Genomic DNA, 15,200 nt, shown 5'->3' with positions numbered 1-15,200 from the left:
CTCCTTTTTATTATCGAATAACTTAACTACAACGCAAGAATCAGGCCTGCATTTGCAGCCAAGGACGCTCACGCAAATAACGCTGCTCAAACTCCTGAATTTCTTTCTGATACCCTAATGTCAGCTCCAGATCATCAACCCCCTTGAGTAAACACTCGCGCCAGAACGGATCGAGCTCAAAGTGGCTTTTAGAGTCATCGGGAAAAATCACTTCCAGCTTTTCAAGATCAACCGTCATGATGACATGCTCCGCCTGCAAGAGCTTCATCCGCTGGCTGGCAATCAACTGCTCATCCAAACGCACCGGAACAATGCCGTTTTTCAGACAGTTGTTATAAAAAATATCCCCAAAACTGGGCGCAATGATGGTGCGTATGCCATAGTCATACAACGCATAGACGGCTGCTTCGCGTGACGAGCCGCAACCAAAATTGGTATCTGCCAGCAGAATCTGGGTATTTCGGAATTTCGGCTGATTCAAAACAAACCCGGCAATCTCCTGCTCCTGCGCATCAAAACGCAAGTCATGAAAAAGTATGTGGCCATAGCCCTGCTTGCGGTCTGTTTTTAAAAACCTGGCCGGCACAATCTGGTCGGTATCAATGTTTTTACCTTCCAGTGGTGCGGCACGGCCTGTTTTACGGATGAATGCCTGCATCATGCACCTGCCAGTTTTCGTACATCGGTTAAATGTCCGGTCACGGCTGCTGCGGCAACCATCGCCGGGCTCATCAGATGGGTGCGGGCACCCGGCCCCTGCCGGCCCACAAAATTGCGGTTAGAGGTGGAGGCGCAACGCTTGCCCGCAGGCACCACATCGCCGTTGATCGCTGCACACATGGAACAGCCGGAATCCAGCCACTCCAGCCCCGCATCTTTAAAAATGCGGTCCAGTCCTTCTGCCTCTGCATCGCGTTTCACCAGCCCCGACCCCGGCACCACAATACCGGGCACCACGGCCTTGCGCCCTTTCAATACGGCAGCGGCAGCCCGCAGGTCTGACAACCGGCTGTTGGTGCATGAACCAATAAAAACCGTATCCACCGCCACCTGCTCCAGCGGTGTTCCCGGCTGCAGGTCCATATACTGAAGTGCTGCCTGTGCGGCAGACCGCCGCAACGGGTCGCTGATGGCATCAGGGTCTGGCACACAGGCACTGATCGGCAGTGCATTTTCCGGGCTGGTACCCCAGGTAACCATCGGTTCGATCTGCGAGCCGTCTATCTGCACCTCGCGGTCAAACACCGCGTTGTCATCCGAAGGCAGCGTGCGCCAATATGCAACGGCTTGCTCCCACAAAGCGCCTTTCGGTGCCATCGGACGCCCGGCCAGATATTCAAAGGTGGTGTCGTCCGGTGCCACCATGCCACAGCGTGCACCTGCCTCTATAGACATGTTGCACACGGTCAGCCGTTCCTCAATGGACATGCCGGAAAAAACATCGCCTGCATACTCAATGGCGTAACCCGTTGCACCTGACGAGCCAATGTGCGCAATGATGGCCAGAATCACATCCTTGGCAGAAACGCCTGCTGCGCGCTGCCCGTCAACACGGATGCGCATCACGCGTGGCCGGCCCTGCCACAGCACTTGAGTAGCCATGACATGTACCGTTTCGGACTGCCCGATACCAAAGGCAATGCTGCCTAACGCCCCATGCGTTGAGGTGTGGCTATCGCTGCACACCACCACCATGCCCGGCTGTGTGTAGCCCTGCTCAGGCCCCACCACATGCACAATGCCCTGGCTCTGATCTGCCAGGGAAAAATTGGGGATCCCGGCCCAGTGCATGTTATCGTCAAACTGCCGGATCATGCGTGCAATTTCGGGGGTTGCGGCACCATCAGCCGTTCTGGCCCGGGTGGGCACATAATGATCGGCAATACCCAGTATCTGCCTGGGAGAACGTACCGACAGATGGCGCTGGCGCATCTGGGCAAACGCATGGAACGAACCTTCATGAATCATGGCCCGGTCGACATACAGCAATGTCGGCCGGTTTTCGCGCGCCATAATGACATGGCTGTCCCATATTTTCTGAAACATGGACTTGCCGGCAGAAGACGGATCACGCACCTCAGCCATGGGCCACCTTTTGCGACGCAATGAATGCATCCAGAATCTGCGCTCCGGTTGCAGGCCAGATGCCATCGTGCTGCAAAATGTACTCCAGCAGTTCGCGTACCTTGCCCACCCGATACGGCACACCGGTCACCCATGCATGCAACGGAACGCTCATGACACGGCCGCCATATTTTTGCGCCTCACGGTAAAGCACGTCAAAACGGTCTTTCACCTGCTGCAGCCACTGGTCCTCGTTGTGGTGAAAATCCAGCATCACAACACGGTCGTCGGTTTCATGTGCCAGCGGCATCGCATAGTGCTCGCCACTGTTCACATTCATGGCATAGGGCAAATCATCATTGGCCCAATCGCACGCATAACGCACGCCATTTTGTGCCAGCAGATGCGGCGTCTGGTCTGACTGCGCCCGCGCCGGTGACAGCCAGCCGGTCACCGCCTGCCCGCTGGCCTGCCGCAAGACCGCCAGGCTTTGTGCAATCAGCGCTTGCTCATCAGCCATGCCGGTGTAGTGCACATGCCCCATATCTTTGCCGTGTGCCACAACTTCCATGGACCTGGCAACCACCGCCTTCACCAGCGCTGGATAGCGAAGTGCAATCTCAGCATTCATTGCCACAGAGGCCGGCAACTTGAGATCATCCAGCACTTTCAGCAGCCGGAAAATACCGACCCGGTTGCCATAATCACGGCAGGTATAGTGGCGAAAATCGGGAAACGGCATGGTCAGCCCGCCCGGCGCCCGAAAAGGCTTGCTGGGCATATTCAGCGGAAACCACTGCACAATCGGCATAACCCACAATGCCATATAGGCACCATTGGGCCATGCCACCGGGGCACGTTCATAGGGGTCAGACCATGCATACAGGCTCTGGTCCATGGCATGGCGGCGCTGGGGGTATGTCAGGTAATCCTGAGTTAAAGACATGATATTTCCCCCTTAACCGTTAACTGCTGCGATGCTCTTTTTCGCGGCATCGTAATAGTTGGACAAATAATATTCGGCAATTTCGCGGCCGGTCGCCAGCCACACCTGCTCTTTGTCTGCAATGTAGCTCAGCGCCTCGGCAAAAGCTTCAATGCGATGCGGCTGCCCGACCGCATAAGGATGCAGTGGAATGCACATGACCGTACCTGACTGCGCGCCTTCTTCATACAGTTGATCAAACTGGCGTTTGATCACTTCGCCATAGTGCCGCGGTGTATAAAAATCGGTGCTGTAAACGATGATGTCGTTCATTTCCAGCGAATAGGGAACACTGATCAGCCTGCCATGCTCCACGTTCAACGGCGTTGGCTGGTCGTCATGAAACAGGTCACAGGTATACAGCAGGCCCTCTTCGGCCAGCAGGTCCATCGACCACGGATTATTGGACAACGCCGGCGAAAGCCAGCCGTCCAACCGCTGTCCGGTCCATTTTTTAATGGTCTCGCGGGAATCCACAATGATGGCGCGCTCCTGCTCAGGCGTCATGCCATACACATAGCGCGTGTTATAAATACCGTGCGAAAAAAACTCCCAGCCCCGGTCGGCACAGGCCTTGATAATTTCCGGGTGGTGCTCGCACATCGCCACATTCAGCGACACCGAGCCACGCACCCCCACTTCGTCCATGGCCGCCATGGTACGTTTCCAGCCGGCCCGGTTACCATAGTCACGGTGCGAGTACGCCAGCACGTCCGGATTGGGCCTGGCCCATGGTGAGCGCACCGGATTCGGCGGCGGATTAAATTCATAAAACTCGATATTGGGTGCCACCCAGACAGCAATACGGGCTCCGTTAGGCCAGGTAATTTTGGGCCGCCCCTCATACGGGAAATAGTCATACAGCCCCAGCTCTGTCGTCATTTCTCTCATGCCGCATCTCCCGGGTACTGATTTAGCCAGGTAAATACCTCAGCCACCGGGATCACATCACCGTACTTGACTGCAATGTCATACAGGTTCGCAAAATGCGGGCTTTCGTGTTTGTCTGCCACACACTCTTCCGGCACGATCATCCGGTAGCCGCACGACAGGCCGTCCACCACAGCTGCCCGGATACAGCCCGATGTGGAACCACCGGTCAGAATGATCGTATCGCAGCCGTGCCAGGTCATCAAAGAGCGCAGGTGGGTTTCAAAAAAGGCCGACGCCATGCGTTTATTGATAATGATGTCGCGCACCTGGTCCACCTGCAGGCGATCATCAAACTCTGCGCGCCTGGAACCCACCTTGATATTCTGCAGCGAATCCGGCGTGTTGCTGCGCGTCCCCCACAGGCCGCAGTCTTCGCCCGACTCCATATACGCCACATAAGTCCATGCCACCGGCAGGCCAAGCTGGCGGAACTTCGCTGCCAGTTGGTTCACATATTCCAGCTGCTTAGGATCTGTTTCATATGCCGTTGCAAACTCGCCCACACAGGTATAGGCTTTTTGCAGATCGATGCTGAGCAGCATGGGCTTTCGGCCAAAGCCAAGCCGGGGGCGCGTTGGTTTTGCCTTAATGGCCTCATAAAGTTGTCGTGCAGTCTGATCGGATCGTTCCATGCAATTCTCCTTGGCCTCAACATCGTTCAATGACTTAATGTTATATAATTAGGACATATTTGACATGAGTATTTCCCCTAATAGGGTTAATGTTTTAGCCAGCGGAGAATCCTTATGCCTTAATTTACAAGCGAAGTCAGCCGCATTACACTCTGGCTTGGTGATTCATTGCATGACTTGCTTGAAAGCAGTCAGTTGTTGCAGGGAGTGATATATACAAAAGGGAGATTGAATACATGCGCAACCGTCAAACATACGGAAGTGGCTTTACGCCCGCCTTTTCCAACTGCCGTTGCAGCTCAATCCAACATCCATTCTGATTTTCCTGTCATGACCACTTTGAAAAAAACGCAAAACGGAACCGTTCCCGTATCTCACATACACGTCAACCTGGCAGACGCCTCGCTGCACGATAAATCCCCCCTGCCTTTGTATCACCGGGTTTACGTTGTTTTGCGCGAGCTGATCATTGGCGGGCACTACCAGATTGGCCAGATACTGCCGGCAGAAGCGGAACTGATGCAGAAGTTCGGCGTCAGCCGCATCACCGTTAAACGTGCGCTGGACGAGCTCGCGGCAGAAAAACTGGTGTCCCGCTCGCGCGGGCGTGGTACCATGGTCACCCAGCGCAACACGTCACAGTCCGTTGGTGCGCCCATCACAGCCAGCATTGAAGGGCTGTTTACCAACCTGTCTCAAATTGCGGATAAAACCACCGTCAAAATCCAGTCGTTCGAATACCTGCCTGCACCGGCTTTTGTCGCGCAACAACTGAATTTGCCGGCCGATACGGTTGTTCAGTGTGCCTCCCGGGTCCGCTATTTGAACAAGCAGGCCTTTTCGCACTCGGTCAGCTATGTGATTGAACCGGTTGGCCGCACATTTACCGCAAAAGACCTCAAATCACTGGCGTTGATCGACCTGTTGAAGCGTGCCGGCATCGTGATCAACCGTGTGCAGCAGGCCATTGGCTGCACACTGGCAGACCCTGACTCCGCCCAGTTGCTCAATGTGCAGATTGGCAGCCCGTTGCTGCGCTTGCACCGCGTATTTTTTGACCAGAATGAGCGGGCGATTAACTTCTCCCAGATTCACTACCCCTCAGACCGCTTTGAATACTGTATGGCGTGGTCTCGCGGCAGCGACGACAAACTGCAGATCGAGTCAGGCACCCGCACATCTTTTTCCCTCTGATGCGATACAGACCATTGGTTTGGTAAGCGCATTGTCTTGTTAATAATTTCTGTAATTAAAGAAATTATAGTAAAAATAGTATATACTGACAATAAAACGGCATACACCTATGCTTATTCAGAAGCATGCACATCCGTGAAGTGCCTTTGCGAAAGACAAACCAAAAGGAGATTCACCATGGATTCCAACAACGAATTCATCTACCCCAGCCCCCATTTATGGGGAAAGTGCTGTAACAAGCTGCTCAATAGCCACCGCCTGCTTGCGGCCAGACGGGCAACCATATCCAGGCTGCCATTTGTCAAACTGGAAAGTGGTGTGCATGACATCGTTTACCTGAACTGGCTGGTTGATATTGATGCTTTGCGGGGTTATATTCCTGACGGCCTGCAGATCAAACAGCAAAATGGCCGCACGCTGTTTACCATTCTCACGTACAGGCACCGCCATTTCGGCCCGATATTTATGGGCCCGCTGCGCGGCATATTCCCCTCACCCCTGCAAAGTAACTGGCGGCTTTATCTGGACACCCTGCCCGATGGCACATCCGGCACAGGCATTGTCCTGTTTCTTAAAAACATTTTGAACAGCTTCCTCTATACAGCCGGCAGCCGCATTTTCAGCGATGCATTGCCCTCACACCTCGCGGCAGAATTTGAACACACCGCCGCAGAAGGCACCTACAGCACGCACATTTCATCAGGACAAGGCAGTGCGCCAGCACTCTCCTGCACTGCGCGCCAGATCTCACAAAAAACACTGCCGCCCGAATTCTTGCAATGGTATGGCGACTGGAATCAGGCCTTAACACACATCTGCCTGCAACACAGCGCAGTGGTTCATGTGGAGAGCATCAACCGCATTGCACATGCCGGCATTGAGCTACCCATTGATACCTCACAGGCACTGCCATTACAGGTTGATGACATACAACTGCCCTTTCTTGAGCAGTTGGGTGCCAACCCGAGCGAACTTTTTGCATTTGCAGTTCCCCAGGTTCAGTTCCAGGTTTTATGGGAGCAGATTTTATAGGTCTATGCTTTGGCATAAAAGGCATTGGCCCTCCACCAAAGCCAAACCATACCTTTTGGTTATTTTGGTTACACCACGCAGGTTTTATTTATCCTGCGCCCAGATGTCCGCATATTCTTTTTTGCGCTCAAACAGGCGTTCCACATAACTGCAATAGGGTAATACTTTGCGGTTTTCTTTGCGCATAACTTCGGCGGCTTTTTGCACCAGCATTTCTGCAATGCTGTGACCGCGAAGCTCTGGATTGACAAAAGTATGGTCAAAAGATGCCAGATCTGTTCCCATCCGGGTAAATGTAATTTCACCCACTTCCTGCTCACTTGCATCCACTGCAATAATGCGGCTTCCCTGATCTATGAAATGCATATGAATACCATCGGTTGAAATAACTCACAGTATAACGCCTGGCCCAACCTCTTTCTGTCTCAGGCATCATCAGCACAGGCTACGCAGGACCTTAATACGCATAATGTTAAGATCTGAATACCGTATCAACCTGTTTGAAGTCATATTGCCATGTTATCTGTTGTTCAAGTCCGGGATCTTATAGACAAATTTCCATTTCCAAAGTGGGTTAAAGAAGAAATGCATATCCTGTTGCATCAGGGAGATGCACATATAGATGGGCACCTGCATCTGGACTGGGATCGCAACACGCTTTATGAACAATGGCTTCAGTCAAATGCGGCATCCCAGAACATCCGTCTGAACGATATCGACGGTATTGTCATTACCGCAGACCTGCATGTCACGGAATCCATTTTGAATACCAATGCTGACGGTGGCCCGTTCCTTATCGTGATGGGTAACTGCCGGGCCCGTAATATCGTCAGCGGTGGGGCCAGTATCATCATCAAAAAAGATGCGTCCATCTCAGACGCGGTATACGGGTTTTATAACCATGGAGAACTGGACATATGGGGCAGGCTGATAACCACCATTCTGATCAATGAAGACCACGCCATATCTATCGGCCTTAATACGTTTATTCAAACCGGAAAATTCAGCCCGGAAGATGTTGCCTACCAGATAAAAATCACAGAAAGCATCGATAACAGCGCCCGGATTCCTGCCAGATTGAAACCGCTGTTATCTCCGCGCATTCAGTTGTGGGGGGATATACTGCCCGCCCTGCGCAATGGCCAGCGGGTTATCGCAACCACAGATGAAAAAAAACCGGACAGTGTTGAAGACTGGGTTGCACTGGTGTGGAAAAACCCTGCTGTACTGAAAAAAGTGCCAAAACAACTGAAAACCACGGAAGCATTCTATCTGTCCTTATTTGCCGAAAACAGCCCGCTGGACCGTATGCTCATTTCGGAATTGGTCGGGCAGATTCCTCAAAATGCCTGTACCGAAAAAGTGATGGTCGCAGCCATGCAACTCTCTCCCAAAAGCCTGCTGCGTGTACCACTGGCTGTTGATCTGCATGCGCTGTATGAGCAATGCTTCATGCAGGTCAGGCATCCGCAAAAAATCTTTGAAGATATTCCGGAACAATTTCGCTCTGCAGCCATGCAGAAATACCTTCAGACCCTGGATCAATAGGCTGTTACACATTGATATCATTTAAAATGGCCCATGTTCCGAACTGCCTGAACACCCGATGCTTTATATGTTCATCGGCATGAGGAATCATTTGCTCACGCCCGGGGCCGGCAAACGTTATTTTTAAAGTCAAAAACAGCATGTCGATTTCAGCCATCAAAAACCTGGTTCCCATACCGGTCCAGTCTTTTTTATTTTTGATCTCGCGCACCTACAAATATCTGTTTGTATTATGTGTCGGGCTGATGATTGCAGGCTGGGTGATGGATGGCCGAATGCCCACCCCGGATGCCATGCTGCCGGAGCTCGGGCACGAGCCGCTGCAACAAAGCGCCCAAGTGGCAGAATTTACCCAGACCGAACACGGCACGACATATTACGTGAAACCGTTGTACACCTATGAGCTTTATGGGCTGGTGGTCAGCAAGCATGAGGCCAATTCCAGTTTTCTCAGCAACTCTCATGCGCGCTGGGGAGACTACCTGAATACAACGGACTTATGTGTGGTCTGGGGCAGCAATGCATTCAGTGGCATCTACCAGCAGATTAAATTCAGAAGCGGCGAATGGACCTGCTTTTTTGAAAGCAAAGGTGGTTATGAAGTCTACCGCGCATTTGATATCAACCGTGTCAGCAATAACCACATGCTCATTGGCAACCAGGAGGTTGCGAAAATTCTGCGCGATGTCCGCATTGGCGACCAGATTTACTTCAAAGGCTACCTGGCCGAATACGGCACGGCCAGTCACAGAATCCGCGGTACCAGCACCACCCGGACAGATACAGGGCAAGGTGCGTGCGAAACGGTGTATGCCACGCATGTCCAGATCATTCAGGAAATTCCACGGATCTGGCGCCTGCTGATGTGGGCAGGTGTCTGGGGCATTGTGGTGCTTTATATATTATGGTTCTTCACACCGGCATCCAGTCCAACCCGGCAGGAAGAAGCTGACGATGATGAAAATGACGACGAAGACCTGGACTGGAGAGAACGCTACCGCGCACAACGCCCACATGAACGCCATTGAAAACAGCGTGCAAAAACGAATGCGCTCTTATGCACACTCAAAGCCAGGGGTCATAAAAGCCCGATGAACGCCGGCGATGCAAAGCCTATTCGTTGTTTCAGGTTGCTTTCAAGCTGTTTTCAGGCTTTTTTCACAAAACAGGCTTTGAGTGCCATTGAAACACCGTCCACCTTGCAGTCAATTTCATGATCGCCATCAACCAGGCGGATGCTGCGCACTTTAGTACCCTGCTTGATCACCTCAGAAGAGCCACGCAGCTTCAGGTCCTTGATCAAGGTCACGCAGTCCCCATCAGCCAATACATTGCCATTGGCGTCTTTGACAATTCGGGTCGCATCTGAGGCATTATCCTCCCGCTCCCATTCATGCCCGCAGGTGGCACACTCATAATGGTCGGGAAAGTCAAGAACATCGTTCAAAGAACAAACGGGGCAGGCAGGTTGGGACATGTCAAAATCAAAGTCAATATGCAGGCCGTCTTCTTTTCTTGAACCGCTTTCGGGTACAAGCAAAAATGAACGCCCGGCTTGTGTTATTGAGAAATGGCCCATCCGCACGTGGTGACGGCGGGCTATGAGCCGCCCATTATATAGAGCATTCTTTTTAATGCACCCATACCATCGGATAATGGTCTCTGAAAACCGGACGCCATACAAATCCTATGCAAAGCCCTATGGCTTCGGACTCCGTGGCCACACGCGCTGACAACAAAAACCCGTTTCATTTGATGTTTTATTGCGACATTTCAAAAACCTTATGTTTGCATAAATATTAAATGATAATGATAATTATTCTTGTTTCCTTTCTCATTAACGTTTATTTCTCGCTGGAAAAATTGATACCTTTGCATCACAAGTGAAGGTATCAATTTTTATAGCCGAGTAAATACATGTAATGATAATTATATTTCATGTGTTAATTAATGAGCGGAAATACCTCCAACGAATGTTACCAGTCCGCCTATTTATTCTTTATTGCAAGGGCTTCAATTCATGCACGTTTCCAAATTTTCCAAATCCAAAGTCGCTTTGTTGGTTTCCATGTTATTTGCATATCCTGTTTATGCACAATCCACAGACATTAATTCTGACGAGAGCAATAACAGCGAGCAAGTCGCCTCAGAAGGCGGTTCTCTTGAAACCGTCCGAGTGATTGGTACGGCAGAAGAAGAAATGCGGCAGTCTCTGGGTTATTCCGTCATTACCGCTGAAGATATCGAAAAACGCCCCCCTGTCAATGACATTTCGGATATTGTTCGCACCATGCCAGGGGTCAACTTAACAGGCAGCTCTGCTTCGGGCCAGCGCGGCAACAACCGCCAGATTGAAATCCGCGGCATGGGGCCTGAAAATACACTGATTTTGGTTGACGGCAAACCCGTCACCAGCCGCAACTCTGTGCGTTATGGCTGGCGCGGAGAGCGGGATACACGGGGCGACAGCAACTGGGTGCCTGCTTCAGAAATTGAACGCATTGAAGTTTTGCGCGGCCCTTCCGCAGCACGTTACGGCAGCGGTGCGGCTGGCGGTGTTGTCAACATCATTACAAAACGCAATACCGACAAGATCGGCGGCTCGATCACTGTGTACGCCAACAAGCCGGAACACTCCAATGAAGGCGCAACAACACGTTCCACGTTTGACCTGAGCGGCCCGATTGGGGAGAGGCTGTCATTTCGCATGTATGGCAACATCAACAAAACAGATGCGGATGATTCCGATATCAACAGCGATGCCACCATATCTGGCAACTCGGCCGGCCGCGAAGGTGTGCGCAACCGCGACATTGCCGGCCGCCTGACCTGGAACCTGGCCGATGGGCATACCATCGACTTTGACGGCAGCTTCAGCCGGCAGGGCAATATTTATGCAGGGGACTCGCAAAATAACATCGCCCTGGATGACAACAGAAGTTATCTGCTGGGCCGCGAGACCAACCGCATGTACCGCGAGTCATACAGCATCACCCATAACGGCATCTATGATTTCGGCACATCCATGTCGTACCTGCAATACACCAATACCCGCAATACGCGTCTGGTGGAAGCTTTGGCAGGCGGGCCGGAAGGGTCGATTACCTCTCCCAATGACTTCAATACAAGCAAATTGAGTGACTATGTTGCACACACTGAAGTCAATGTGCCGCTGAATACATTCGGGGTTCGCCATGTGCTGACAACCGGGCTGGAATGGTCTATGAGCAAAATGGATGACCCCAGCTCCATGACGCAGAGCCTGAACTTCGGCAACATCACCCATATCCCCTACACCACCGGCGAGCGCAGCGGCCACATGTCTTCCAACATGAAGTCGTTTTTTGTTGAAGACAACATTGGCGTAACAGACCGTTTCATTCTGACACCCGGCCTGCGCTTTGACCACCACAGCATCTCCGGCTCAAACTGGAGCCCGTCACTCAACGGCTCTTTTGATCTGACAGACCGCATTACCTTTAAAGCAGGTATTGCACGTGCTTATAAAGCGCCCAACCTGTTCCAGACCAACGCCAATTACCTGCTGGCAAGTAGAGGTAACGGCTGTTACGATTCAGGAAGCTGCTACCTGCTGGGCAACGCCGACCTGAAACCCGAAATCAGCATCAACAAAGAAATTGGTTTTGAATATAAAACCCCGGATAACTTCCGGTTTGGCGTGACCTACTTCCGCAATGACTACCGCAACAAAATACAGGCCGGTACAGATATCATTGCCAAAACCAGCACAGGTTACAACATCTATGAATGGACCAACGTTTCCAAGGCAGTGATCGAAGGGCTGGAAGGTTCGGTCAATATTCCGGTGCTCTCCAACCTGAACTGGTCGACCAATTTCACCTACATGATTAATTCTGAAAATAAAGAAACAGGCGAAGTGCTTTCTTTAACACCAGAATACACAATCAACTCCACGCTGGACTGGCGCCCGACCGCGCAGTGGAGCCTGCAAGGCACGCTGACCTATTACGGCCGCATTAAACCCATGCGCTACAGTTACAAGGGAGAGCTGTTGACAGGTCAGGCCGCAACAACCAGAGGCTCTTATGCTCTGGTCGGGTTGAGCAGCACCTATCAGGTTCATGACCAACTGCACTTCACCGTTGGGATCAGCAACCTTTTTGACAAACGGCTGTATCGCAGAGGGAATTCCACATCTGCCGGGTCTGAAACATTCAATGAACCTGGTCGTGCTTTCTATATTTCTGCAACACACAAGTTCTGATAACTGTTAATTGAAAAGCTGGCACCGGGTAATCAACACATTGCCCAACAGCCAGCTTTTACTTTTTTCAGCAACACTTTCACTGCAACCCTGAGCCATCCCTCATCATGACATCGCCTACTTTCTCTCATCACACCAGCATGACCCGCAGAAACGCTATGCATGCACTGCTTGGCGTATGGCTTGGAGCCAGTGCCCTGTCCAGCCTGGCGCAGCCACGCAATTTTGAGGTGGTGGCAAACTATGCCATTTTCAATGCGCCTTTAAGCTCGCATCAGCTCAAGCGGTTCCAGTTAACATCGGCAAAAGGACATGCCTATGAGATATTCATGGCGGTTCCAAACAAAGCACCTGAAAAAGCAGGCTATCCAATCCTGTACATGCTCGATGGCAATGCCGTCTTTGACCGCCTGACGCCAGATATGCTTGCTCAGGTACCGGACATGGTCATTGTCGGTATCGGCTACCCGACCCCTTACATACACGATGTCATGGCACGCTCGCGGGACTATACCCCGCCCCTGCCACAAAGAAGCGAACCCACCGGCCGCGCTGCGTCACGCCCAACAGGTGAAGCCGCTTATTTCCTGGAATTTGTCCAAGGAGATTTACGGACCGCCGCAGAAAATGGACTACACATCAATACAGAGCGCCGCGCTATCTGGGGGCACTCATATGGCGGGCTGTTCTCCTTATTCACCCTGCTGACAAAGCCGGATGCATTTTCAACCTACATCCCCGTCAGCCCCTCCGTCAGTTGGGGTGACGATATGCTGCAAACCCTGGCACCCAATGCACCGCATCGGCAAAACAGCCAGCCGGCCAAAGTGCTCATCATGTATGGAGACCAGGAAAGGCGCCGCAATGCACCGGTTGAGCCGGAAGGGCAAGCCACCATCAGACCCAACCATGCAACACAAACCCTGCTGGAAACATTGCAGCAGCGCAGCGATTTGAATGTGCAGTCACATGTATTTGAAGGTTTAGGCCACGGTGCTACATTCTCAGCGTCATTCCCTTATGCCTTGGCAGTTGTTTGAGTTTTACCCAAGCACATCACATACCATCTGCTTTCCTGCCAGCGATTTTGGCTGAAACCTGTTGTGACCAATTTTTCCGGGCTGCATTTTTTCTTTTATATGCGTTTCAGCAGCCCGGTATTGGCAATATAAAGCGCGCCTAACAGCACAAGAATTGCTACGGAATAAATCAGAGTGGCCATAGGCTTCTCGTGATCGACAATAATCAGGCGGACAATTGCAGTGATACCGATATAGATGAAGTAGCGCAAAGGAAAGTGGAAGCCGGATTCAAAATACTTTCCAATCAGGGCAATAAATTCAAAGTATAAAAACCAGATGATGATGGCCTCAATCATGGCATAGCTTTTATGGTCTGAAGCGCCATCAAGCAATATGCCAATCAGTACCCAGCTTTCCCTGACCAGGAATACCAATAAAATCACAGCCAAAGTCAACAGCATGCATGCCAGTATCCACTTCATGACTTTGGCCATATGCCTGGCCGTTATACTTTCCTTCAGTCCTTTCATTCATTGACACATTTATTTAACATATGCCGTACGATAACAGCGCTATATGTCATTACCATGACAGCGTCGTACACTGTATCACCATGCAACAGTCTCAATGAATGCCTGCCATGTGTACCATGCGAATGTCCGGTATGTCACACCGGTTTTTCACCCTGTAAAATCCGGGCCTGGATTTCATCGAGCACAGGCTCCAAATCAGCCACGGTATCCACAACATAGTGGGCGCCAACTGCTTTCAGCTTGGCGCTTGCACGGGCTCTGAGGGTTTCCTGCTCAGCAGGGCTTAACGCCTGCCATTCGTGGAGTGAAAGCCCGACTTCGTTGCCGCTGACGGTAATACCCACAGTCCAGGTGCCCGCATTGAGCCCCTCCTGTATCCCGACACCGGTATCATCCACTTTCACCACTGTTTGCGGATACCAGATGCCAAGCTCAGCAAAAGTCTGGTACATCATGAAAGGCGCAGGACGCCCGGCCGGCAGATCGCCTGCACAAACGACGTTATCAGGCACATACCCTTTCTCAGCAGCCAACGGTGAAAGAATATCCATGATAATCCAGTTGTAGCCTGTGGTAGAGCCGATTTTCAAGCCACGTTCGCGCAAACGTTGAACGACATCAATCGCGCCAGGCACGATGTCGGCGTAATCCGAAATCACCTGTGCGTTCAGTGGTACAAACACTTCATAAAGATGATCGACATCCATCTTATCCGGCTGTTTACCGTAAACTGTTTGCCACTGGCTGGCCACCTCAGGCAATAAAAGCAATGCCTGAATATGCTCCCACTTGGCCATTCCCATGGGGCCGCGTGCCTGCGCAACCGTCAGCCTGATGCCAAACTGCGCAAACAGCTCTACAAATGCCCCCATGGGCGCGCAAGAGCCAAAATCCACGATCGTTCCAGCCCAGTCAAATACAACAGCGCTTAATTTTTCCCGTGTCTGTACCATGTTTTACTCTTCCCTTTACGTTATTTCACAGATATCAATGAATGGGCCATCACTGTCG

At 51.6% G+C, this 15,200-nt stretch carries 16 protein-coding genes; 6 read left to right on the top strand and 10 right to left on the bottom strand.

The features are described from left to right. Window positions 1-40: 40 nt before the first annotated feature. From leuD to CUZ56_RS06915, 5 genes are read right to left on the bottom strand one after another with little or no spacing between them, the layout of a single operon-like run. Window positions 41-661: a 3-isopropylmalate dehydratase small subunit gene (gene leuD / locus CUZ56_RS06935; RefSeq protein ID WP_204250845.1), complete on the bottom strand. Its 621-nt coding sequence runs from the start codon at window positions 659-661 to the stop codon at window positions 41-43. Continuing rightward, window positions 658-2,085: a 3-isopropylmalate dehydratase large subunit gene (gene leuC / locus CUZ56_RS06930; RefSeq protein WP_126979543.1), complete on the bottom strand. Its 1,428-nt coding sequence runs from the start codon at window positions 2,083-2,085 to the stop codon at window positions 658-660. Before leuC ends, leuD begins: the two co-directional genes overlap by 4 nt. Next, complete coding sequence (locus CUZ56_RS06925) at window positions 2,078-3,010, bottom strand: polysaccharide deacetylase family protein (protein WP_126979541.1); 933 nt, start codon at window positions 3,008-3,010, stop codon at window positions 2,078-2,080. The genes leuC and CUZ56_RS06925 overlap by 8 nt, the downstream gene beginning before the upstream one ends. Window positions 3,011-3,022: 12 nt before the next feature. Beyond that, window positions 3,023-3,940 carry a polysaccharide deacetylase family protein gene (locus tag CUZ56_RS06920; RefSeq protein ID WP_239442148.1) on the bottom strand — a complete coding sequence of 306 codons (918 nt, stop codon included), beginning with the start codon at window positions 3,938-3,940 and terminating at the stop codon, window positions 3,023-3,025. After that, window positions 3,937-4,614 (bottom strand): isochorismatase family protein, encoded by a 678-nt coding sequence (locus tag CUZ56_RS06915; protein WP_126979539.1) that lies wholly within the window; start codon window positions 4,612-4,614, stop codon window positions 3,937-3,939. Before CUZ56_RS06915 ends, CUZ56_RS06920 begins: the two co-directional genes overlap by 4 nt. A 330-nt stretch (window positions 4,615-4,944) precedes the next feature. On the opposite strand from CUZ56_RS06915, the gene CUZ56_RS06910 reads away from it, so the two are divergent. Next, window positions 4,945-5,808 carry a GntR family transcriptional regulator gene (locus tag CUZ56_RS06910; RefSeq protein WP_126979537.1) on the top strand — a complete coding sequence of 288 codons (864 nt, stop codon included), beginning with the start codon at window positions 4,945-4,947 and terminating at the stop codon, window positions 5,806-5,808. 177 nt (window positions 5,809-5,985) lie between these two features. Beyond that, window positions 5,986-6,840, top strand: coding sequence for a DUF2071 domain-containing protein (locus CUZ56_RS06905; protein WP_126979535.1), 855 nt, complete (start codon window positions 5,986-5,988; stop codon window positions 6,838-6,840). Window positions 6,841-6,924: 84 nt separating this feature from the next. Here CUZ56_RS06905 and CUZ56_RS06900 read toward each other — a convergent pair whose 3' ends face one another. Next, window positions 6,925-7,206 (bottom strand): GNAT family N-acetyltransferase, encoded by a 282-nt coding sequence (locus tag CUZ56_RS06900; protein ID WP_126979533.1) that lies wholly within the window; start codon window positions 7,204-7,206, stop codon window positions 6,925-6,927. Between the two features lie 219 nt (window positions 7,207-7,425). On the opposite strand from CUZ56_RS06900, the gene CUZ56_RS06895 reads away from it, so the two are divergent. Then, the gene (locus tag CUZ56_RS06895) at window positions 7,426-8,388 is read left to right on the top strand and encodes a hypothetical protein (protein ID WP_126979531.1); all 963 of its coding nucleotides are present in this window, start codon (window positions 7,426-7,428) and stop codon (window positions 8,386-8,388) included. A 4-nt stretch (window positions 8,389-8,392) separates the two neighbouring features. On the opposite strand, the gene CUZ56_RS15745 is transcribed toward CUZ56_RS06895, so the two are convergent. Beyond that, window positions 8,393-8,545, bottom strand: a complete 153-nt coding sequence (locus CUZ56_RS15745; protein ID WP_162615275.1) for a hypothetical protein — start codon at window positions 8,543-8,545, stop codon at window positions 8,393-8,395. Here CUZ56_RS15745 and CUZ56_RS06890 point away from each other — a divergent pair. Beyond that, window positions 8,529-9,416, top strand: coding sequence for a hypothetical protein (locus CUZ56_RS06890; protein WP_126979529.1), 888 nt, complete (start codon window positions 8,529-8,531; stop codon window positions 9,414-9,416). The two genes, CUZ56_RS15745 and CUZ56_RS06890, sit on opposite strands and share 17 nt — an antisense overlap. A 119-nt stretch (window positions 9,417-9,535) precedes the next feature. Here the strand turns inward: CUZ56_RS06890 and CUZ56_RS06885 are convergent, their stop codons facing one another. Continuing rightward, complete coding sequence (locus CUZ56_RS06885) at window positions 9,536-9,865, bottom strand: zinc ribbon domain-containing protein YjdM (protein ID WP_126979700.1); 330 nt, start codon at window positions 9,863-9,865, stop codon at window positions 9,536-9,538. Window positions 9,866-10,408: 543 nt separating this feature from the next. Here CUZ56_RS06885 and CUZ56_RS06880 point away from each other — a divergent pair. Both CUZ56_RS06880 and CUZ56_RS06875 read left to right on the top strand, forming a co-directional pair. Beyond that, window positions 10,409-12,634 (top strand): TonB-dependent siderophore receptor, encoded by a 2,226-nt coding sequence (locus CUZ56_RS06880; RefSeq protein WP_126979527.1) that lies wholly within the window; start codon window positions 10,409-10,411, stop codon window positions 12,632-12,634. 107 nt (window positions 12,635-12,741) lie between these two features. Further along, entirely contained in the window at window positions 12,742-13,674 is a 933-nt protein-coding gene (locus CUZ56_RS06875; RefSeq protein WP_126979525.1) for an alpha/beta hydrolase, read from the top strand. Between the two features lie 95 nt (window positions 13,675-13,769). On the opposite strand, the gene psiE is transcribed toward CUZ56_RS06875, so the two are convergent. After that, window positions 13,770-14,186, bottom strand: coding sequence for a phosphate-starvation-inducible protein PsiE (gene psiE, locus CUZ56_RS06870; protein WP_126979523.1), 417 nt, complete (start codon window positions 14,184-14,186; stop codon window positions 13,770-13,772). Between the two features lie 137 nt (window positions 14,187-14,323). Beyond that, the gene (gene phnX / locus CUZ56_RS06865; RefSeq protein ID WP_126979521.1) at window positions 14,324-15,142 is read right to left on the bottom strand and encodes a phosphonoacetaldehyde hydrolase; all 819 of its coding nucleotides are present in this window, start codon (window positions 15,140-15,142) and stop codon (window positions 14,324-14,326) included. Window positions 15,143-15,200: the final 58 nt, after the last annotated feature.

Source organism: Saezia sanguinis (genome assembly GCF_003991585.1).
Classification (GTDB): Bacteria; Pseudomonadota; Gammaproteobacteria; order Burkholderiales; family Burkholderiaceae_C; genus Saezia; species Saezia sanguinis.
The sequence above is the reverse complement of the archived record's forward strand: the minus strand, read 5'-3'. Positions and strand labels throughout refer to the sequence as shown.